The organism is Streptomyces sp. NH27, assembly GCF_056859195.1.
In genome coordinates, this window is record NZ_JACEGK010000021.1 from 1 (window position 1) to 18,841 (window position 18,841).

The window sequence follows — 18,841 nt, forward strand, 5'->3', positions numbered from 1 at the left end:
GATATGGGGTGGTGCGGGGCTTTCGGCTGGCCGGGGTGCCCGGTTCGCGTGACCGTGGATCCAGGGGACGTAATCGGACTTTCGCGGTTCCGAGGGAGCGACGATCATGACGAACTGGAACGACACGGAGCTGGAGAAGATCGGCACGGCCGCCCAACTGGACCTGCGGTCCGAACGTGGCGACGGCACCCTGCGGGCGCCGGTGACCATGTGGGTGGTGCGCGTCGGGGACCGCCTCTACGTCCGCTCGGTGAAGGGCACCGGCGGCCCCTGGTACCGGGGCACGCGGTCCCGGCGCGAGGGCCTCGTCGAGGCCGGGGGCGTACGGAGGCAGGTGGCGTTCCGCGAGGCCGACCCCGGCGAGTACGCCGACGTGGACGCTGCGTATCGCGACAAGTACGGGCGCTACACCGGCATCGTCGAGAACGTCCTCACCGAGGGTGCGCGGACCGCCACGCTCGGCCTCGAACCCCGCTGATGCCTTCGGCCGGTCGACCGGACCCTCCGGGGTGGGTGGTGCTGTCGGCCCCGGGACCACCTGCCGGTGGGGGTGCTCGCGCCGTTCTCCCCCTGGCATCGCCGGGAGATGCCCCCGCCCCCTGGAGCCGTCCATACGGATCTCCTCTCTACGGTGTCGGCCATGCGGCAATGAGCCCCGGGGACAGGGGAATTCCGCGTACCGGGTCTCCAAGTCCCCTTGTCCGGAATTGAACCGGAGTCATCGGGCCTGCCGGCACGAATGACACGAATGAACGGAGAAGGTGCGGTGCGGCCCGGGCTCTGCCTGTTGGCCGAGCGCCAATTGCGAATCGGGCATCTGGATGCCGCCTGTGCCACGCGGACGAAAGTACTTGAGGGTTACCCGTCGATGAATTCCGGTAAGGTGGACGAGCGCGTCAGGGAAATGTTCCGCCTGATCCGGCCGCACCTCAAGAACTCGGCCGCACGTGATCTCTACGAGCGGGCCCGTTTTGCCGCACCCGCACTGGCAGCTTGAACACGCCCCGGTAGGCGTCTCCGGCCAACTTGCGCGACATGGCGTGTGTGTCGCTCCGCGTTGCTCAAGCGCGTAAGGCGGTGGCGGCCTTTCGGTCGGACGCCGTGCCGGCCTGGCCGCGGACGCGGGACGGCCGGCCGCCTGTCAGGGCAGCTGGCCGTCGGTGCCAGGCGGCCGTAGCTACGGGCCGGTCCGACCGCCTCGACGGCTTGCGACATCGCTTCGACTGCTGGTCACGGGCGCGCTGGAGGCGTGACGGCCCGCAGGGGGCCGCATGACACTGATCCCCAACTCGGCCACGCGGAACGGCCGTTCGGCACCTCCGGAAGCGGAGCGGCCCCAACCGCGCGGAGCCGTACGGCGGGCTCCCACCCGGCTCACCTTGCTCACTCCGTCGGAGGCGGCCCCGTCACCTCTTCGGGTAGGTGCATGCGCAGCATGACGCGGTCCACGGCGGCGGGTGAAATGCGGGTGCGGGTGAGGAGGGAGCCCACCACCATGACGGTGAAGGCGATCGGGACCGTCCAGGCGGCCGGTTCTTCCAGGAGCGCGGCGCCCCAACCGTGGCCGGGTCCGCGGACGCTGGTGACGACGACGGCCACCGCGGCCAGCCCGCCCCCGGCGACGAGCCCCGCCAGGGCGCCGCGGTCGGTGAGCCCGCGCCACCAGATCCCGAGCACCAGCAGCGGGCAGAAGGACGACGCGGCGACGGCGAAGGCGAGGCCGATCGCGTCGGCGACCGGGAGCCCGGAGGTCGTGGTGGCCATCACCAGCGGCGGCACCCCGGCCACCAGCGAGGCCCACCGGAAGCCGCGCGCCGACCCGCGCAACAGGTCCTGCGAGACCACCGCGGCCACCGACACGGTCAGCCCCGACGCGGTGGACACGAACGCCGCGAAGGCGCCCGCGGTGGCCAGCGCGGCCAGCAACCGCCCGGCCTCACCGCCCTGCACGATCTGCGGCAGCACCAGAACGGCGGTGTCGGTCCGCCCGGTGAGCAGGAGTTGGGGCGCGAACACCCGGCCGAGCGCCCCGTACACCGGCGGCAGCAGGTAGAAGCCGCTCAGCAGCACCAGGACCAGAAGCGTCGTACGGCGTGCGGCCCGCCCGTCGGGGTTGGTGTAGAAGCGCACGAGGACGTGCGGCAGGCCCATCGTGCCGAGGAACGTGGCGAGCAGGATCGAGTACACCGCGTACAGCGGGTGCGCGCGGCCGCCTGCGCCGGACAGCGGACGGGCCCACTGCGCACCGGTCGCGGGCGCGAGGCCCACCTGGTGCGGCACCGGCACCCCGGCGGGGAAGGTGAGCCGCGCCCCGGCGGAGGCGGAGTGCTCGCCGACCGTGAGCCGTACGGTACGGATACGAGTATGGGGCCGGGTCCGGGTGTCCGGCCCCAAGTCGCCGCCGCCCGAACGGTTCCCGCCCGCATCCGCGCCCTCGTACGTCTTCCCGTCCAGGCCGCCGCTGACCGCGACCGTCACCGGGGCGCGGACGTCGAAGCGCACCGGGTCCTGGACGCGGACCACCGTGGTGTGCGGGAAGCGGGGCACGTCGGAGCCGGTCAGCGCGGGTGATCCGGCGGTCCGCCAGGCCATCACCAGGAACAGCGCGGGCACCGCGATCGCGATCAGCTTCAACCAGAAGTGCAGGCCCTGCACGAGGGTGACGCTGCGCATGCCGCCCGCCGCCGACACGATGACCACCGCGCCCGCGACCACCACCGCGCCCGCCCACCGGGGCGCCCCCGTCACCGTCTGCAACGTCAGCCCCGCGCCCTGGAGTTGGGGTGCCAGGTAGAGCCAGGCGATCACCGCGACCAGCACGCTCGCCACCCGGCGCACCGCGGTGGAGCCGAGCCGCTCCTCGGCGAAGTCCGGCAGCGTGTACGCGCCCGAGCGCCGCAAGGGGGCCGCGACCAGCAGCAGGAGTACCAGATAGCCGGCCGCGTAGCCGACCGGGTACGCCAGCATGTCCACGCCGTACGCCATCACCAGGCCCGCGACGCCGAGGAAGGACGCCGCCGACAGGTACTCCCCGCTGATCGCGGAGGCGTTCCACAGCGGCGAGACCTCGCGGGAGGCCACGTAGAAGTCCGAGGTGGCGCGGGACAGCCGCAGCCCGTAGACACCGACGGCGACGGTCGCCACGAGTACGGCGGCGAGCGCGGCGAGCCCGAGCGCGGGGTTCACCCGGCACCGGGATCGGCGAAAGCCGAGTTGGGAGCGGCCGAGTTGGGTGTCGCGGAGTTGGGGTCCGCGGAGTTGGGGGCCGCCGGATCGGGGTCGGCCGAGCCGGGGCCAACGGAGTGGGGTTCCGCCGAAACCGGACCTGCGGGACCCGGTTCCGCAAGGTCCGCGCCGAACTCCGCCGAACCGGTCTGCCCGGCAAGCGAGTTGGTGACGGCATCCAGCTCCGCAGGGGACCCCGCCGGGTCCGGCCCGTGCAGCAACTCCGTGAAGTCCCGCTCCACCCGCTCGGCATGCCGGACGTGGAACCAGGCCATCCCGAGCAGCACCGGGTACGCCACCACCCCGAGCAGCAGCCAGGCCAGCCGGAAGCCGAAGACCGAGGCGGTGCGCAGCCCGGGCAGCAGCGCGAACGCCGCCGGCACGCCGCCGAGCACCACCGCCAGCACCGCCAACACTCCTAGGGCGAGCCGCAGTTGGTCGCGGACGAGAGAGCGTACGTAGACCTGGCCGAGCCGGGGCTGCTCGTGCAGATCGGCCGGTCCGGCGCGCGCCGACCAGCCGCCGGGACGGTGCCTGCGCGGGCCCGACACCGCGGTGCGGCGCGGTGGCGGCGGTTGCGGCTGGTGGCCGCCGATCACGGCCGGCCGCCCGGCCCCGGTCGCGGCGCCCACCGGGTCAGCAGATCCCGCAGCTCGCGTGAGTGCCGCCTGCTGACCGGGAGTTCGCCGCCCGCGACCCGTACCGTCCAGTGCCCGGCGTCCGAGCGCAGCTCCTCCACGTGCCCCAGCGACACCAGGAACCGCCGGTGTATGCGCAGGAACCCGTGCGGGCCCCAGCGTTCCTCCAGCACGGCCAGCGGGATACGGAGCAGGGGCGCGCCGCCGCGCGTGTGCAGGCGTACGTAGTCGCCTTGGGCTTCGACGTAGGACACCTCGTCGCGGGAGACGAAACGGGTGACGCCGCCCGCCTCGACGGGTATGCGCTCGTCGGAGCGGGCCGGGTGCTGAACGGGACGGACCGGGTGCACCAGCCGGTCGGGGGCCGAACGGGCCTGCACCGGAAGGCCGTTGGGTCCGGGCATCGGTGCGGGCGCCGGGTCCGGTACGGGTGAGCCGGGCGCGCCCGGCGCCGTGCCGCCGCTCTCGATCAGCGCGGCCACCCGGCGGACCGCCTCCGCGAGGCGCTGCGGGCCGACCGGTTTGAGCAGGTAGTCGCAGGCGTTGAGGGCGAACGCCGACACCGCGAAGTCCTCGTAGGCGGTGACGAACACCACCGCCGGCGGGTGCGCGAACCGGCCGAGCACGCGCATCAGGTCCAACCCGTCCAGGCCCGGCATGCGGATGTCCAGGAAGACCGCGTCGGTGCTGCCGTCCTCCAGCAGCCGCAGCGCCTCCTCGCTGCCGTCCGCCGCCAGCACCCGGCCCACCCGCCGGTCGCCGCGCAGCAGATACGTCAACTCCTCCAGCGCGGGCGGCTCGTCGTCCACCGCGAGGACCTGTAGCGGTCTCACGAAGCGTGCACCCCGTTCCGGTACTTGGGCACCCTGACGTTGATCTTCGTCCCCGCACCCTGTGCGGTCTCCACCACCAATCCGTACTCGTCGCCGAACACCGCGCGCAGCCGCTCGTCCACATTGCCCAGACCCAGCGAGTCCCCGCCGGCCTTGCCGGCGAGCTGCGCGCGCACCCGCTCAGGGTCCATGCCCACGCCGTCGTCCTCCACACTGATCCGGCACTCCGCACCGGCGTCCTCGGCCCGGATCGTGATCCGGCCCGAACTGGCCTTCGGGCCGAGGCCGTGCCGTACCGCGTTCTCCACCAGCGGTTGCAGGCAGAGGAACGGCACCGCCACCGGCAGCACTTCGGGCGCGATCAGCAGGTCCACCCGCAGCCGCGCGCCGAACCGGGCGCGTTCCAGGCGCAGATAGCGGTCCACCGAGCGCAACTCCTCCGCGAGGGTGCTGAACTCGCCGTGCCGGCGCAGGCTGTACCGGGTCAACTCGGCGAACTCCAGGAGCAGTTCTCGGGCCTGGTCCGGGTCGGTGCGGACGAAGGACGCGATCGCGGTGAGCGAGTTGTAGACGAAGTGCGGGGAGATCTGCGCGCGCAGCGCCTTCAACTCCGCCTCGATCACCCGGGTCCTGGACCGGTCCAGCTCGGCGAGTTCGAGCTGCGAGATCATCCAGTGCGCGACCTCGCCCGCGGCCCGGACCAGCCCCGCCGACACCTGCCGCGCGTACACCGACAGCGCGCCCACCACCAGGCCGTCGACCACCAGCGGCACCACCACGGCGCTGCGCACCGGGCAGTCCAGGTCCTCGCACGCGATCGCCTCCGCCGGCACCACCCAGGGGCGGCCCGCGTCCATCGCGTCCTTCGCGTGCGCGACCGCCTGCGCGGCGTGCTTACGGCCCGGACCCTCCCACGCGAGCAGGGTTTCTTCTCCCACCACCGCCAGCGCGGGCGTTCCCAGCAACTCCCGCAGGTGGCGCGCCGCCCGTTTCGCGGAGTCCGCGTTCAGGCCGTCCCGCAGGGGCGGCGCCGCCAGCGACGCCTGGTGCAGGGTCGCGAACGCGGCGCGGTCCGCGGGCGTGCCGAATCCTCTTCGCCCTCTCACCAGCCAGAACAGCGCTGCCGCAGCGCCCGCGATCACCAATGCGACCGACACCACGGTGATCACCGAGCTCATATGTCGCATTATCGCCATCCCGAACTCCCCTCAATAGCCCCCTGCACGCTTCGCTCCCGCGCATCCGCCCCCGGCTCCACTTCCGCACGGCGCCCCGCGTGCCGTTCCCGCGTGCCGCCCCCGCGTGGCGCCGCACCGGAACCGCGTCCGGGGGCGGAGGCGTGGTTCTCACGGAGGGGGCGGGCGCTGACCGCGAAGTCCGGGCGGCGACCGCGGGGCCGGGATGGTTCACGCCATCACGTCATCCGCCCGGAGAAATGACCGAAAGCGGACGGCGACACGTCGGCAGGCTGAGGTTCACTGAATGCAAGCCCGACGGAGACGACCCAGGCCGGACCGGACCGGCGCGCCGCGCCGGTCGAGCGGGCGAGGGGGGCAGCGTGGCGATTGAGCTACCGGGTCCTGTGGTGTCGTTCCTGAACATCATCGGGGTGGACTGGCCCACGGTGAACGAGGATCACGTTCGTGATTTCGCTTCACACATAAGGGAGTTCGCCAACGCGGTGGACACCACGCACCAGGACGCGACGTCGACGGTGAAGCAGTTGGGAGCGCACTACCAGGGACCCTCGTATGAGGCGCTGTTGGAGGCGTGGGGCGACAAGTCGGCCTCGCACATGAGCGAGTTGGTGCGGCTGTGCCATGTGGTGGCGGACGCGCTGGATGTGGCGGCGGGTGTGATCGTCACGATGAAGGCCCAGTGCATCGCGGAGCTGGTGGCGCTGGCAGCGGCATTCGTGACGGAGCAGGCGGCCGCGGTGGAGACGCTCGGGCTGTCGGAGGCCGCCGCGGCGGTGACGGTGAAGGCGGCGGAGAAGGCCGTGCAGGTGCTGGAGGACCAGCTCACCCAGTACATCATCGGGAAGATCATCGAGGCGGCGCTGGAACCGCTGGTGGAGGCGGTCGGCAAGGCCGTGGGCGGGCTGATGTTCAAGGCCACCGAGGACGCGTTGGGGGTGTCCATGGAGGGTTGGGAGCCGGGGGACGGGTTCACGATCCACCCGGACATGCTGAAGATCCACGCGCAGACGATGCACGGCCACGCGGACACCATCGCCGGTCACGCCAAGACCCTGCAGACGAAGCTCGCCGGGGTGGACTTCCAGTGACCAACCGGATCGTGGCGGCCCTGCAGCACAGCGCCACCAAGCTCGGCAAGATGCTGGGCGAGGACGCCGGCAAAGCGGTCAGGAACCTCTACCACTCCACCGGCCGCAACCTGACCGGCATCGCCGAGGACACCGCCGCCACCGACGTCAAACACGCCACCCACCTGAGCAAGTTGATGCGCGACGCCAAGGACGACCCTCTCACCTCACCTCACCCCACGACCCCGGCGAAGGAGGACACCGGCCCCACGAGGACGGCGGCAAGCCCCCGCACGACGACGGACCGCCCAACGCCCGCTCGGGCGACGGGGACCGGGACTCCCGCCCGCCCGAGAGCAGGCACTGCGAGGGCGACCCGGTGGACGTGGCCAGCGGCGAGCCGGTCATGCCCGTGGTCGACGTCCGGCTGCCGGGCGCGCTGCCGCTGGTGGTTCGCCGCACTCACCTCTCGTCGTACCGCAACGGCGTCTGGTTCGGCAGGAGTTGGACGTCCACGCTGGATCGGCGGCTGCAACTCGACGCGCACGGGGCCGTGCTGCTCGGCGCGGACGGGACGCGCCTTGAGTATCCGCCGCCGAGTGCAGGGTCTCCGGTCGTCCCGTTCAACGCGGCCTACCGGACCGTGCGCAGCACCGACCCGCTCGGCCACGTCTCCGTTCAGGAGTGGAGCGAGGACAACCGGCTGCTGAAGACCTTCACCGATCCGCTGGGTCGCACCACCCGCTACGAGCACGACGCGGCGGAGAACGTCACCGCCGTGATCCACCCGGACAGCCCCGCTGAGAGACGGCCACCGGCCACCTCCACCGCGCTCCCGCTGGGGCTCGCTTCGACCGTTCACCGTGAGTGGGGGACCATTCACCGAGTGGTGGGGACCGCTGGGCGAACGGCGGGCGGCGGACGGGGGATCGGGGGTGCGCGGCGTCCTAGCGTGGAGCGGGGGCCGGGAACGGCCCCGGGCAGTACGCGGCCGCAGGGCCGTGCGCTGCCGACGACCGCTGCCTTCCTCAACGAGGAGGAACCCCGCAGATGAGCACCGTCGCACCCGCCTCCGCACCTGCCGCCCCCGCTGACACCATCGCCGACCCCGGACCGCTCGGCCTGGCCGGCTTCGCGTCCACCACGTTCGTCCTCAGCGCGTTCAACGCGCACCTGATCGACCAGAACCTGCTCACCGTGGTGCTGCCGCTCGCGCTGTTCTACGGCGGCCTGATCCAACTCCTCGCGGGCATGTGGGAGTTCCGCAAGGGCAACACCTTCGGGGCGACCGCGTTCGCGTCGTACGGCGCGTTCTGGCTGTCGTACGCGGCCTACGTGAAGTTCGTGGTCGGTACGCTGCCGCCGGACACCGCGCACCAGGCCACCGGCCTGTACCTGGTGGTCTGGGCCGTCTTCACGGTCTACATGACGGCCGCCGCGCTGCGCACCAACGCGGCACTGCTCGCGGTGTTCGTCGCACTGTCCGCGACCTTCATCGTGCTGGCCGTCGGGGAGTTCGCGACGAACGTCACCGTCACCAAGGTCGGCGGCTGGATCGGCCTGGTCACCGCGGTGTTCGCCTGGTACGCGTCCTTCGCCGTCGTCACCAACTCGACGTGGAAGCGCCCGGTCATCCCGCTCGGCCCGCTCGCCGGCGCCGCGTTCGGCCGGCGGGGCGGTCCGGTCGAGGAGCCGCACGCATGAGTGGCGAGACCCTCTCCAACCTCTTGTCCGAGGACCGCCGGTTCCCTCCGCCGGCGGCCCTCGCCGCTGAGGGCAACGTGACCGCCGAGGCGTACGACCGGGCCGCCGCCGACGGCGAGGCGTTCTGGGCCGAGGCGGCCGGCCGGCTGGACTGGGCCGCGCCCTGGACGCAGGTGCGCGACTGGAGCGACCCGCCGTTCGCCCGCTGGTTCGTCGGCGGCCGGCTCAACGCGGCCCACAACTGCGTGGATCGGCACGTCGAGGCCGGCAACGGCGGCCGGGTGGCGTTCCATTGGGAGGGCGAGCCGGGCGACACCCGCACCCTCACCTACGCGGACCTGAAGGACGAGGTCTGCCAGGCCGCCAACGCCCTCCAGGAGCTGGGCGTCCAGGCCGGCGACCGGATCGCGATCTACATGCCGATGATCCCCGAGACGGTCGTGGCGATGCTCGCCTGCGCCCGGATCGGCGCCCCACACACCGTGGTCTTCGGCGGCTTCTCCGCCGACGCGCTGCGCGGCCGCATCCTCGACTGCGAGGCCCACGTGGTGATCACCGCCGACGGCGGCTACCGCAAGGGCGCGCCCTCGGCGCTCAAGCCCGCGGTGGACGAGGCCGTCGCGCAGTGCCCGGACGTGCGCAACGTGCTCGTGGTGCGCAGGACCGGGCAGGACGTCGGCTGGACCGAGGGCCGCGACGTGTGGTGGCACGACCTGGTCGCCGCGCAGCCCGCGGAGCACACCCCGGAGGCGTTCGACGCCGAACACCCGCTGTACATCATGTACACCTCGGGCACCACGGCCCGCCCCAAGGGCATCCTGCACACGACCGGCGGCTACCTCACCCAAGTCGCCTGGACGCACTGGGCGGTCTTCGACGTCAAACCCGAGCGGGACGTCTTCTGGACCGCCGCCGACATCGGCTGGGTCACCGGGCACTCGTACATCGTCTACGGCCCGCTCGCCAACGGCGTGACGTCGGTGCTGTACGAGGGGACCCCGGACACCCCGCACCAGGGCCGCTGGTGGGAGATCGTGCAGAAGTACGGCGTGACGATCCTGTACTGCGCGCCCACCGCGATCCGCACCTTCATGAAGTGGGGCGAGGAGATCCCGGCCCGCTTCGACCTGTCCTCGCTGCGGCTGCTCGGGTCGGTCGGCGAGCCGATCAACCCCGAGGCGTGGGTGTGGTATCGGCAGGCGATCGGCGGCGACCGCTGCCCGGTGGTCGACACCTGGTGGCAGACCGAGACCGGCGCGCAGATGATCAGCCCGCTGCCGGGGGTGAGCACCTGCAAGCCCGGCAGCGCGCTGCGGCCGCTGCCCGGGATCGCCGCGGAGGTCGTCGACGACGCGGGCAACCCGGTGCCCAACGGCTCCGGCGGCTACCTGGTGCTCACCCAACCGTGGCCGTCGATGCTGCGCACCATCTGGGGCGACGAGCAGCGCTACGTCGACACGTACTGGTCGCGCTTCCCCGGGTACTACTTCGCGGGCGACGGCGCGAAGAAGGACGAGGACGGCGACATCTGGCTGCTGGGCCGGGTGGACGACGTCATGAACGTCTCCGGGCACCGGATTTCCACCACGGAGGTCGAGTCCGCGCTCGTCTCGCACCCGTACGTCGCCGAGGCGGCCGTGGTCGGGGCCGCCGACCCGACCACCGGGCAGGGCATCGTGGCGTTCGTGATCCTGCGCGGCGCCGGCGAGCGGGCCGCCGCCGAGGCCCAAGGGGACGACCTGGCCAAGGAGTTGCGTGCCCACGTGGCCAAGGAGATCGGGCCGATCGCCCGGCCGCGGCAACTCCTGGTGGTGGCCGAGTTGCCCAAGACCCGCTCCGGCAAGATCATGCGCCGCCTGCTGCGGGACATCGCGGAGAACCGCGCGCTGGGCGACGTCACGACGCTCACCGACTCCACCGTGATGGACGCGATCAAGGAGGGGCTGCCGAGCGGGCCCTCGGGCGGGGGCGAGGAGGAGTAGCGCGGCACGCGTGGTGCGGTACGACCCGACGGGGCCGTACCGCGCCGCTCACCGTTGCGGGGCCGAAGGTACGGTGGGCGGATGGGGGACATGGAGCAGGCGTCGGCCGGTTGCGCGCGGCGCTGCGCGGGACGGGTAGTTCCCGCTGATCGCGGCACGGACGGCCGGGTTTCTGATGCAACGTCAACTGCGGTCGGGAGAAAGTGTGTTGATGCCGTGCATATGAGTCGGCGCGAACGCCTGACAAGGATGCACCCTGTGTGAGCACAATGCTCGTATGAGTAGCGAGGAACAGGTCGAGCCGGACGGTCTGGTGATGCGCGTGCGACCGGTCGACCATCCGGTGGCGGCCGCGGAGGAGGCCGACGCGGCGGACGCCGCCCGCCGTTACGCGCACTACATCATCCGCGGCCCGGTGTTCGGGCTGGCCGCGCACACCCCGGGTGAGACCGGCTGGCGGGTGGTGGCGCCGGCGGTGGAGGGGTTCCCGCAGGCGTCCCGCGACGCGCTCAACTCGTATCTGTGGCTGAAGGCCAAGGACGACACCGACGACCCGCTGGTACGCCGCGAACTGCTCGCCGCGGTCAGCAGGTTGGAGCAGGAGCCGCTGGACGAGCTGACGGTGTGCGGGGTGCGCTACCGGATGGTGCGCGCCGAGGAGTACGTCTACACCAACGAGGACGGTCTGGAACCGCCGCGCCCCGCCGACCGGGATGCCATGGTGCTCGACTGGGACGGCATGCCCGACGAGCCGGAGGTGGACCAGGACTTCGTGATCGACCACGCCGCGGTCACCGGGGTGGTGGCCGGCTCCGAGCGGCTGGCGCTGCGCGAACTGCACTACCGCAGCGAGCGCTACCCGGCCGACGTACGCGCCGACTCCCGCCGGGCGCTGGAAACCCACCCCGGCACCGTGGTGTTGCCCGCCGCCTTCCGCGTGGTGGAGCGCACCGAGGACGGCTGGGAGCCCTTCTCCACGATCATGCCCACCCCGCACGCGGCCCGCCGCATCCTCGTCACGGCCCTCACCGAGGTGTGGCCGCGGATGCGCAAGCTCTCCCCGCAGGTGAAGGCGGACTACGACCGGGCCGCCGAACGGTTCTGCGCCGCCGGCCGCGCCAACGAACTGTCCGTGCACGACCGGCGGTTCTTCATCGCCCGGATCGGCCGGATGGTTCGGATCGGCCTCGACGGCCCCGAGCCGCCCCGCCCCTCCGACATCGACCCCTACGGCCCGTCGAAGATCCGCCCGACGATGGACGAGCACGGCACCATCAGCTACGGCGACGAATAGCCGCTGTTTCAGGGGCGGTTGGGCGGCGGCGCGGCGGCGCGCTTCGGGCGGCACACGTACGGGCGGCTGGTGTCCGGCGCGCGGGCCGGCTCCAACTCCAACTCCGGCTCCAACTCCGACTCCGGCCAAGGCTCCAACTCCGGCTCCGACCAACGGAGGAGACGGCTGCGCCCGGCGGGAGGCCATCACGGGCGCAGCCGTCCGTCACAGCGGCAGCACGGCCAGCGGCGCGGAGGTGGGTACGGGGGAGCCACCGCGCGGTTCCGCGGTCACCCCGACCGCGTCGGCGCCGTCCACCCGCCCCTTGAGCAGCGCGGAACCGGACGCGCCGGCGGAATCCACCAGGCCCGCCGGCACCATGGTGCCGTTCCTGCTGAACCACAGCTCGTAGACCCGGGAGCCCGCCAGCTTCGGCAGGTCGTGGTAGACCAGTGCGGCCTGCCCGACCCGCGCCGAGGACACCACGGTCGCGGTGCCGCCGCCCTTGAGGCCCTGGGTGTGGAAGGAGGCGTCGGGCGCCGCGAGCAGCGTGCCGAGCCGGTCCGCCTGGCGTTCGGCCTGAGCGGTGCGGTCCCGCTGCCGGTCGGCGCTGTGCTCGGCCCGGACCGCGATCCCGGCGGAGCCGATCGCGGCGGCCAGGCACGCGGCGAGCGCGAAGTACGGCAGCCGGTGACGCCAGTTGCGCGGGCCGGAGCGCTGCGGGCCGGACCGCTCCGGCGGGAGCTGGCGCACCTCGGGCAGCGCGGCCATCACCCGGGCACGCAGCCCCACCGGCGGCACCTCGGCCACCGCGAGGGCCAACCGGGCCGCGGTCTCCCGTAGTTCGCGTACCTCCTGGTCGCACGCCGCGCACCGGGTCAGGTGCCGGCGGAAGCCCCGCGCCTCCCGCTCCTCCAGCGCGCCGACCGCGTACGCACCGGTCAGCGTGTGCAGATCGACTTCGGTCACGACGCCACCCCCAAGCAGTCGCGGAGCCGGATCAGCCCGTCCCGCAGCCGAGTCTTGACCGTGCCCAGGGCCACCCCGAGCACTTCCGCGGTCTCCTGATAGGTGTAGCCGCGGTAGTAGGCGAGGGTCACCGACTCGTGCTGGAGTTCGGTGAGCCGCTCCAGGCAGCGCCTGACCTGCTCGTGTTCCAGCCGCCGCTCCACCTGGTCGGTGACCTCGTCGAACGCGCGCACCCGGTCGCGCAGCCCGGCCCTGTGCTCCCGGTCGGCGGCCGCCTGCGCCGACCGCACCCGGTCCACGGCGCGGCGGTGCGCCATCGTCATGATCCACGCCATGGCGCTGCCCTGTTCCGGGTCGAACCTGGCTGCGCACCGCCAGACCTCGATCAGGACCTCCTGCGCGACCTCCTCCGACTGCGCCGGGTCGCGCACCACCCGGCGGACGAGGCCGAGCACGGCGCCGGCCACCGCGATGTAGAGGTGCTCGAACGCCTCCTGGTCACCCCGGGAGACCCGGTCGAGCAATGACTCCAGCACCCCGGAACGGGGCACCGGGGACTGGCCGTCACGTGCTGCCACGCGCATGGACACCTCCGGACTGTCATGCGGTCACCGGTCATTCGTCGCCGCCCGGCTCGCGGATTGGTCACGACCCGGACCGAGTACGGGCGTACGCCGCCGCACCGCGCCGTACATGGGCGTACGCCCCGAACCCGCCCCACCGCAAACGGGCGTACGACCGGACCGCCGACCGGCCACCGCGCAGCCGGTCCACCGCGATCGGGGCCAGGACCAGGTCCGCAGCGCGGTCACCGGACGGCGTCCCGGGAGTCTTCGGGGCCGCGTCGTCAGCCACCCGACGGCGTTTTCACCCCTGGGAGTGGACATGGAGCGGCTTTCGGGCCACGGACCAATCCGCGACGCCCGCAGCGGCGAACGTGTCCCAGAGTGCCCGTGGTCCGCGCGGGTGCCAGGAGAGATGGGGCGTGATGGGCGTAGAGCACATCGACACCCGACTGCTCGAAGAACTGACCGAGCAGTCCCAGGACCTGAACAGCGACGCCGTGCGCATCACCCAGGACGCGCTGGCCGACTTCGCGGAGGCCAACGGGCCGCAGCCGCACCGCTGGTGGCGGCGCGGCAGTACGGTCGCCGGCGCGGCCGGTGCCGCGGCACTGCTGACATCGGTGCGCGCCGCTGCCGCCACGTCGAGCGTCGACGTCGAGGCGCTGCAGACCGCCGCGTCGATCGAGAACCTGGCGATCAGCGTCTACCAGACCGCCGCGGGCCTGTCGTTCATCAAGGACGGCAACAAGACGATCGCGGCCTTCATCGCGAAGACCACCACGCAACACCAGGCGCACGTACAGGCGTTCAACGCCGCGGTCACCCAGGCCGGCGGCAAGGCGCAGACCGGCACCGACCCGAAGTACGCGGCCGTGGTCAAGAAGACGCTGCCCACCATCAAGACCTCGGCCGACGTGGTGAAGCTCGCCATCACGCTGGAGGACGTGGCCGCGCAGACGTACACCAAGAACGTCAGCCAGGTCAGCAGTGCCGAACTGCGCAAGCTGTTCGCCTCGGTGGCCCCGGTGGAGGCCCAGCACCGCGCGACGCTGCTGGCCGTGCAGGCGCTGCTCGCCGACAACCTCGACAACCTGATCGCCATCCCGACCGACGTCGCCAAGCTCCCCGCGGCCATCGGCAGCGTCGGTTTCCCCAACGCCTTCTACCCGACCAAGAACGCCTCGCCGATCACTGAGGGGGCCGTGAAGTGACCACCGCACGCGACGGCTGGGACATGCCGATCAGCGAGGACCAACTCGCCCGTCTCACCCGCGACATGGAGACCGCCCACCGCGACACCCTGCCCGCCATGCGGGCCGGCGCGGTGGACCTCGCCGAGGACATCCGCGGCAACCTCGGCAAGCAGGGCGCGCAGGAGGACGAGCCGAGCGACCCGGCCCGCCGCCGTTTCCTGTTCGGCGCCGGCGGTCTCGCGGCCGCGATGGCGCTGGCCGCCTGTTCCAGCAGCGCCAAGCACGACTCCGCCGCCGCGCCGTCCGGCTCGGGCTCCGCGTCCGGGTCCGCGTCCGCCTCCTCCAAGAGCCAGTACACCGGTGACCTGAAGGTCGTCGCGCTCGCGGTGGCACTGGAGAACCAGGCGGTCGGCGCGTACCAGGCCACGCTCAAGGCGGCCAAGACCGGCAAGCTCGGTACGGTGCCGCCGGCCATCGCCACCTTCGTGACCACCGCGATGGCGCAGCACGCCGACCACGCGAAGGCGTGGAACGCGGTACTGACCGGCGCCGGCAAGCCCGCGATCACGAACGTGCCGCTGTCCAACCAGCCCGCCACCCTCGCGGCGCTGGGCAAGGCCAAGACGGTCACGGATGTCGCGAACCTGGCGCTCACGCTGGAGGACCAGGCCGCGCAGACGTATCTGTTCGCGACCTACAACGTGAGCGCGGCGGCCGGTATCGCCACCGCGGCGACCATCGCGCCGGTCGAGGCGATGCACGCGGCGATCCTCAACTTCGTGCTCGGCAAGTACCCGGTGCCGGACAGCTTCCTGCCGACGGACAAGGCCGCCAGCCCCGCCCTCCTGACGGTCTGACCCGACCGTACGGAACACCACAGGACCGGTGCCCAGGGGCTGGGTGGTCCGCCCATGCGCATGGGGTGGGCCACCCTCCCGGGCCACCCTCCCGGGCCGCCGTCCCGGGCCACCCGCCCCTGCCGTATCCGTACTTGTACCGTCCCGAACCGAGGCCCGACGTGACCGACTTCCGCATCTCCGCCCGACCCGGCAAGGCCGCGGCCCTCGCCGTCGCCGCCGCGCTGCTCGCACTGGCCGGCTGCTCCTCCTCGTCCGGCTCCGGCGGGTCCGCCGCCACGTCGTCGCCGGCGTTCACGTCCGCGTCGGCGTCCGGGTCGGCGTCCGCGTCCGGGTCGGCCGCGTCCGGCGCCTCGACGCCGGCCGGCGCGACGAAGATCACCATCAAGAACTTCGCGTTCCACCCGGACACGTTGACCGTGCACCCCGGCGCGAAGGTCACGGTGACCAACGAGGACGACACCGCCCACACCGTGACGGCCACCACCGGCAAGCTGTTCAACACCGGCCACGTCGCCCCGGGCAAAACCACGACGTTCACCGCCCCGGGCAAGGCGGGGACGTACGACTACATGTGCACGATCCACCAGTTCATGACCGGCACTCTCAAGGTGCGCTGAGGCTTGGCGAGTTGACGTCCGGCGGGTTGATGTCCGGAGGGCGCACGCCGATTGCGTCCATCGGGTGAAAACAGCCCAGATCTCTACAAGTCCTTCGCGGACGTCGTGATCATGGAAACGTGCCGCTGCCGCCGCACTGTCCCGCGGCCGCGCCGGCGCCGACCGACGATCGACGACCGATGTGGAGGAATTCTCATGCAGATCCGTAAGCGCGCCGGCCTGCTCGCGCTCGTCATGGGTGCCGCGCTGCTCTCCGCGGTGCCCGCCCAGTCCGCCTCGGCGGTGACCCCGCCGCCGTGCAGCGGCGGCTCGGTCTGCTTCTGGAGCGAGGACGGCTTCTCCGGGGCGACCTGGGAGTGGACCGCGGCCAGCGGCTACCGCGACATGCCGCCGCAGTTCCACGACCACGTCGGCTCCTTCGTCGCCGGCGTCAACGCCTGCTTCATCAACTGGCAGCCGGTCCAGAAGCGCCAGGTCTTCAACGGCGACTGGCGGGCCACCTACCTGGAGGACTTCGGCGGGCAGATCGACGGGGTCGGCCCCGGCGCCTGCTGACGGCTGCCGCCGGCCCGGGCGTGCCGGGCGTGCCGGGCGTGCCGGGCGGTGCCCGGCGTCCCCGGTGCGCGCGTGGGCGTCGCCCGGGCCCCCGCCCGGCATGCGGCTTGGCGGGGGCGTTGGCCGCGGTCTCGTCGAATCGGCCGGAAGGCGGTCCGGCGTCCACCGGCCTGCGCTTCCGGGGTTGCCGGATCGTCCGGGTGCGGGTGGCGGGGCCTCGGGCTGCTGCCGGCCTGCCGCTGATCGGTGCCGCGGACGCGGGCGCGGCGTGGGAGCGCCCGGGGCTCGCGGCCAGGCTGACGGATGGCGGGCCCTGGCTGCTACCGGCTCGCCGCTGATCGGCGCGTGGACGCGGTCGGGGTCGGGTTGCCGCCTGGCCAGGGCCCTGCGGGGGTGGCTTGCCGCTGGGCCGTCGGGATGACGGGATGAGGCGTAGCCTGGGCGGGATGCCGAGGTGATCGGAGGGCCGCGATGTTCAACTTTTTCGACGAGTTGTTCGCGCCGAGCCGCAAGCACACCGAGGACGAGCGCAACCGGCTGGAGCTGACCCGGGAGGACGAGGGCAGCAGCGACCCGGCGCGGGGACCGATAGACCTCGCCTCGGGGACGGTCACTGTGCGGCTGCCGGGCAAGGAGCCCGATGACGCCGACGCCCCCGCCGACCTCCCGGACGAGCCTGCCGCCTGAGCCTGCTCCCTGACCCGCGGGCCGACCCGCGGGCCGACCCGCCGCCGGGGAGGCGGTGTGGCCTTGGTCACATCGCACGGGGCGGGGGTGGCGCCGGTGACACGATCGGTCGATGGGTGATGCCGGCGCCGACATCGACGGACCGCGCTCGCGCCCGCGGGCGCGACGCGATCGCGAGTTCCTGCTGCTGTGGGGCGGCCAGACGGTCAGCGAGGTGGGCTCGCAGGTCTCGGTGCTCGCACTGCCGCTCGTCGCCGTGGTGCTGCTGAAGGCCACCGCGTTCCAGGTCGGCCTGCTGTCGGTCGCGCAGACGAGCGCGTACCTGCTGGTGGCGCTGCCGGCCGGTGCCGTGGTGGACCGGGTCGCCAAGCGCCGGCTGATGATCGGCTGCGACCTCGCACTGTGCGCCGTGATGGCGTCGGTGCCGCTCGTCCACGCCTTCGGGACGCTGACCCTCGCGCAGCTCTACGGTGTCGCGTTCGTCGCCGGCGTGCTGTCCGTGTTCTTCTCCATCGCCTACCAGAGTTACCTGCCGACGCTGCTGGACCCTGACCAACTCATGTCCGGCAACGGCAAGTTGGCCGCGTCGCAGTCGGCCGCGCAGATCGCCGGGCCGAGCCTGGGCGCGGGACTGGTCGCGCTGGTCGGCGCCGCGGGGGCGATGGCCGCCGACGCGCTCTCCTTCGCGGTGTCGGCCGCCTCCCTGTCGGCGATCCGCACCCGCGAGCCGCGCCGGCCGCGCGCGGCGGCGGGGACGCCCCGGCCCACGCTGCGCGCGCAGATCGGCGCCGGCCTCGCCCACGTGGCGCGCGACCCCGTGCTACGCCACTCGCTGGCGTTCACCGGCACCGCCAACTTCTTCGTGATCATGGTGGAGACCCTCGGGCCGGTCTTCCTGGTCCGCACCCTGCACCTGGGCCCGTCCCTGGTCGGGCTGTTGCTGGCGCTGGGCGCGGTCGGCGGGGTGGCCGGCGGCGTAATGGCGAAGACCCTGGCCCGTAAGGTCGGCTCCGCGCGGGTGAGTTGGCTCGCGATGACCGTGATGTCGCTGCCCGGCATGCTGATCCCGCTGACCGGGCGCGGCTGGCGGGTGCTGCTGTTCGGCCTCGGCTGGATCTCGTGGACGTTCTCCGCCACGGTTTCGAGTATCTCGCTGACCAGTTACCGCCAGGCCGCCTGCCCGCCCGACCTGCTCGGCCGGGTCAGCGCCGCCGCGCGCTGGATCAACTGGGGCACCCTCCCGCTCGGCGGCCTGGTCGGCGGCGCCCTCGCGACCTCGCTCGGCGTCCGGCCCACCTTGTGGGTCGCCGTCACCGGCGGCTGCTGCGCGGGCCTTTGGCTGTTCTTCTCCCCGCTGCGCGGCATGCGCGACCTCCCGCTGACCCGCCCCGCCGCCGCACTCCCCGCCGCAGGCGCGGCCTGACACCCGCCACACCTGGCACGCCGGGGGCGAGCGCGACGGTGGCATGATCG

General features: G+C 72.7%; 21 protein-coding genes. 13 read left to right on the forward strand and 8 right to left on the reverse strand.

All coding sequences use genetic code 11. The annotated features are described in order from the left end of the window. Positions 1 to 106 precede the first annotated feature (106 nt). Positions 107 to 478, forward strand: coding sequence for a DUF2255 family protein (locus AC13HU_RS03660; protein WP_483040251.1), 372 nt, complete (start codon positions 107 to 109; stop codon positions 476 to 478). A 270-nt stretch (positions 479 to 748) separates the two neighbouring features. Further along, positions 749 to 997: a hypothetical protein gene (locus AC13HU_RS03665; protein WP_483040252.1), complete on the forward strand. Its 249-nt coding sequence runs from the start codon at positions 749 to 751 to the stop codon at positions 995 to 997. A 386-nt stretch (positions 998 to 1,383) separates the two neighbouring features. Here AC13HU_RS03665 and AC13HU_RS03670 read toward each other — a convergent pair whose 3' ends face one another. The 4 genes from AC13HU_RS03670 to AC13HU_RS03685 are packed head-to-tail and all read right to left on the reverse strand — an operon-like array spanning position 1,384 to position 5,874. Next, on the reverse strand, positions 1,384 to 3,186 hold the full coding sequence (locus tag AC13HU_RS03670; RefSeq protein ID WP_483040253.1) for a sodium/solute symporter: 1,803 nt from the start codon (positions 3,184 to 3,186) through the stop codon (positions 1,384 to 1,386). Continuing rightward, positions 3,183 to 3,857, reverse strand: coding sequence for a DUF485 domain-containing protein (locus tag AC13HU_RS03675; RefSeq protein ID WP_483040254.1), 675 nt, complete (start codon positions 3,855 to 3,857; stop codon positions 3,183 to 3,185). Before AC13HU_RS03675 ends, AC13HU_RS03670 begins: the two co-directional genes overlap by 4 nt. Next, positions 3,821 to 4,696, reverse strand: a complete 876-nt coding sequence (locus AC13HU_RS03680; protein ID WP_483040255.1) for a LytR/AlgR family response regulator transcription factor — start codon at positions 4,694 to 4,696, stop codon at positions 3,821 to 3,823. Before AC13HU_RS03680 ends, AC13HU_RS03675 begins: the two co-directional genes overlap by 37 nt. Continuing rightward, complete coding sequence (locus tag AC13HU_RS03685) at positions 4,693 to 5,874, reverse strand: sensor histidine kinase (protein ID WP_483040256.1); 1,182 nt, start codon at positions 5,872 to 5,874, stop codon at positions 4,693 to 4,695. Before AC13HU_RS03685 ends, AC13HU_RS03680 begins: the two co-directional genes overlap by 4 nt. Before the next feature lie 380 nt (positions 5,875 to 6,254). On the opposite strand from AC13HU_RS03685, the gene AC13HU_RS03690 reads away from it, so the two are divergent. The 5 genes from AC13HU_RS03690 (at position 6,255) to AC13HU_RS03710 (ending at position 11,942) form a co-directional block, all read left to right on the forward strand. Continuing rightward, on the forward strand, positions 6,255 to 6,983 hold the full coding sequence (locus AC13HU_RS03690; RefSeq protein ID WP_483040257.1) for a WXG100-like domain-containing protein: 729 nt from the start codon (positions 6,255 to 6,257) through the stop codon (positions 6,981 to 6,983). Between the two features lie 358 nt (positions 6,984 to 7,341). Next, positions 7,342 to 8,016, forward strand: a complete 675-nt coding sequence (locus AC13HU_RS03695) for an RHS repeat domain-containing protein (RefSeq protein ID WP_483040258.1) — start codon at positions 7,342 to 7,344, stop codon at positions 8,014 to 8,016. Continuing rightward, on the forward strand, positions 8,013 to 8,666 hold the full coding sequence (locus AC13HU_RS03700) for an acetate uptake transporter (protein ID WP_483040259.1): 654 nt from the start codon (positions 8,013 to 8,015) through the stop codon (positions 8,664 to 8,666). The genes AC13HU_RS03695 and AC13HU_RS03700 overlap by 4 nt, the downstream gene beginning before the upstream one ends. After that, the gene (gene acs, locus AC13HU_RS03705) at positions 8,663 to 10,648 is read left to right on the forward strand and encodes an acetate--CoA ligase (RefSeq protein WP_483040260.1); all 1,986 of its coding nucleotides are present in this window, start codon (positions 8,663 to 8,665) and stop codon (positions 10,646 to 10,648) included. Before AC13HU_RS03700 ends, acs begins: the two co-directional genes overlap by 4 nt. A gap of 277 nt (positions 10,649 to 10,925) precedes the next feature. Then, on the forward strand, positions 10,926 to 11,942 hold the full coding sequence (locus tag AC13HU_RS03710) for a DUF5954 family protein (RefSeq protein WP_483040261.1): 1,017 nt from the start codon (positions 10,926 to 10,928) through the stop codon (positions 11,940 to 11,942). 8 nt (positions 11,943 to 11,950) lie between these two features. Here AC13HU_RS03710 and AC13HU_RS03715 read toward each other — a convergent pair whose 3' ends face one another. The 4 genes from AC13HU_RS03715 to AC13HU_RS03730 all read right to left on the reverse strand — a co-directional run bounded on the left by AC13HU_RS03715 (position 11,951) and on the right by AC13HU_RS03730 (position 13,745). Beyond that, complete coding sequence (locus AC13HU_RS03715; RefSeq protein WP_483040262.1) at positions 11,951 to 12,079, reverse strand: hypothetical protein; 129 nt, start codon at positions 12,077 to 12,079, stop codon at positions 11,951 to 11,953. Positions 12,080 to 12,146: 67 nt separating this feature from the next. Further along, entirely contained in the window at positions 12,147 to 12,890 is a 744-nt protein-coding gene (locus AC13HU_RS03720) for an anti-sigma factor (RefSeq protein WP_483040263.1), read from the reverse strand. Then, complete coding sequence (locus tag AC13HU_RS03725) at positions 12,887 to 13,474, reverse strand: sigma-70 family RNA polymerase sigma factor (RefSeq protein ID WP_483040264.1); 588 nt, start codon at positions 13,472 to 13,474, stop codon at positions 12,887 to 12,889. Before AC13HU_RS03725 ends, AC13HU_RS03720 begins: the two co-directional genes overlap by 4 nt. A gap of 61 nt (positions 13,475 to 13,535) precedes the next feature. Next, a complete protein-coding gene (locus AC13HU_RS03730; RefSeq protein ID WP_483040265.1) occupies positions 13,536 to 13,745 on the reverse strand; it encodes a hypothetical protein in 210 nt (69 codons plus the stop codon). Between the two features lie 133 nt (positions 13,746 to 13,878). Between AC13HU_RS03730 and AC13HU_RS03735 the strand changes: the two genes are divergently transcribed. From AC13HU_RS03735 to AC13HU_RS03760, 6 genes are all read left to right on the forward strand, one after another. After that, entirely contained in the window at positions 13,879 to 14,667 is a 789-nt protein-coding gene (locus AC13HU_RS03735; RefSeq protein WP_483040281.1) for a ferritin-like domain-containing protein, read from the forward strand. Then, positions 14,664 to 15,506: a ferritin-like domain-containing protein gene (locus AC13HU_RS03740; RefSeq protein WP_483040266.1), complete on the forward strand. Its 843-nt coding sequence runs from the start codon at positions 14,664 to 14,666 to the stop codon at positions 15,504 to 15,506. Before AC13HU_RS03735 ends, AC13HU_RS03740 begins: the two co-directional genes overlap by 4 nt. Positions 15,507 to 15,667: 161 nt before the next feature. Then, the gene (locus AC13HU_RS03745; RefSeq protein ID WP_483040267.1) at positions 15,668 to 16,126 is read left to right on the forward strand and encodes a cupredoxin domain-containing protein; all 459 of its coding nucleotides are present in this window, start codon (positions 15,668 to 15,670) and stop codon (positions 16,124 to 16,126) included. A gap of 195 nt (positions 16,127 to 16,321) precedes the next feature. Further along, a complete protein-coding gene (locus tag AC13HU_RS03750; protein ID WP_483040268.1) occupies positions 16,322 to 16,681 on the forward strand; it encodes a peptidase inhibitor family I36 protein in 360 nt (119 codons plus the stop codon). Positions 16,682 to 17,152: 471 nt separating this feature from the next. Continuing rightward, positions 17,153 to 17,368, forward strand: a complete 216-nt coding sequence (locus tag AC13HU_RS03755) for a DUF6191 domain-containing protein (RefSeq protein WP_483040269.1) — start codon at positions 17,153 to 17,155, stop codon at positions 17,366 to 17,368. Positions 17,369 to 17,480: 112 nt separating this feature from the next. Continuing rightward, the gene (locus AC13HU_RS03760) at positions 17,481 to 18,791 is read left to right on the forward strand and encodes an MFS transporter (RefSeq protein ID WP_483040270.1); all 1,311 of its coding nucleotides are present in this window, start codon (positions 17,481 to 17,483) and stop codon (positions 18,789 to 18,791) included. Positions 18,792 to 18,841 lie beyond the last annotated feature (50 nt).

Excerpts from the sequence above, each read along its gene's own strand:
- AC13HU_RS03660 (WP_483040251.1), top strand. The coding sequence starts at position 107 with ATGACGAACTGGAACGACACGGAGCTGGAGAAGATCGGCACGGCCGCC.
- AC13HU_RS03665 (WP_483040252.1), top strand. The coding sequence starts at position 749 with ATGAACGGAGAAGGTGCGGTGCGGCCCGGGCTCTGCCTGTTGGCCGAG.
- AC13HU_RS03685 (WP_483040256.1), bottom strand. The coding sequence starts at position 5,874 with ATGAGCTCGGTGATCACCGTGGTGTCGGTCGCATTGGTGATCGCGGGC.
- AC13HU_RS03700 (WP_483040259.1), top strand. The coding sequence starts at position 8,013 with ATGAGCACCGTCGCACCCGCCTCCGCACCTGCCGCCCCCGCTGACACC.
- acs (WP_483040260.1), top strand. The coding sequence starts at position 8,663 with ATGAGTGGCGAGACCCTCTCCAACCTCTTGTCCGAGGACCGCCGGTTC.
- AC13HU_RS03710 (WP_483040261.1), top strand. The coding sequence starts at position 10,926 with ATGAGTAGCGAGGAACAGGTCGAGCCGGACGGTCTGGTGATGCGCGTG.
- AC13HU_RS03725 (WP_483040264.1), bottom strand. The coding sequence starts at position 13,474 with ATGCGCGTGGCAGCACGTGACGGCCAGTCCCCGGTGCCCCGTTCCGGG.
- AC13HU_RS03735 (WP_483040281.1), top strand. The coding sequence starts at position 13,879 with ATGGGCGTAGAGCACATCGACACCCGACTGCTCGAAGAACTGACCGAG.
- AC13HU_RS03750 (WP_483040268.1), top strand. The coding sequence starts at position 16,322 with ATGCAGATCCGTAAGCGCGCCGGCCTGCTCGCGCTCGTCATGGGTGCC.
- AC13HU_RS03755 (WP_483040269.1), top strand. The coding sequence starts at position 17,153 with ATGTTCAACTTTTTCGACGAGTTGTTCGCGCCGAGCCGCAAGCACACC.
- AC13HU_RS03760 (WP_483040270.1), top strand. The coding sequence starts at position 17,481 with ATGGGTGATGCCGGCGCCGACATCGACGGACCGCGCTCGCGCCCGCGG.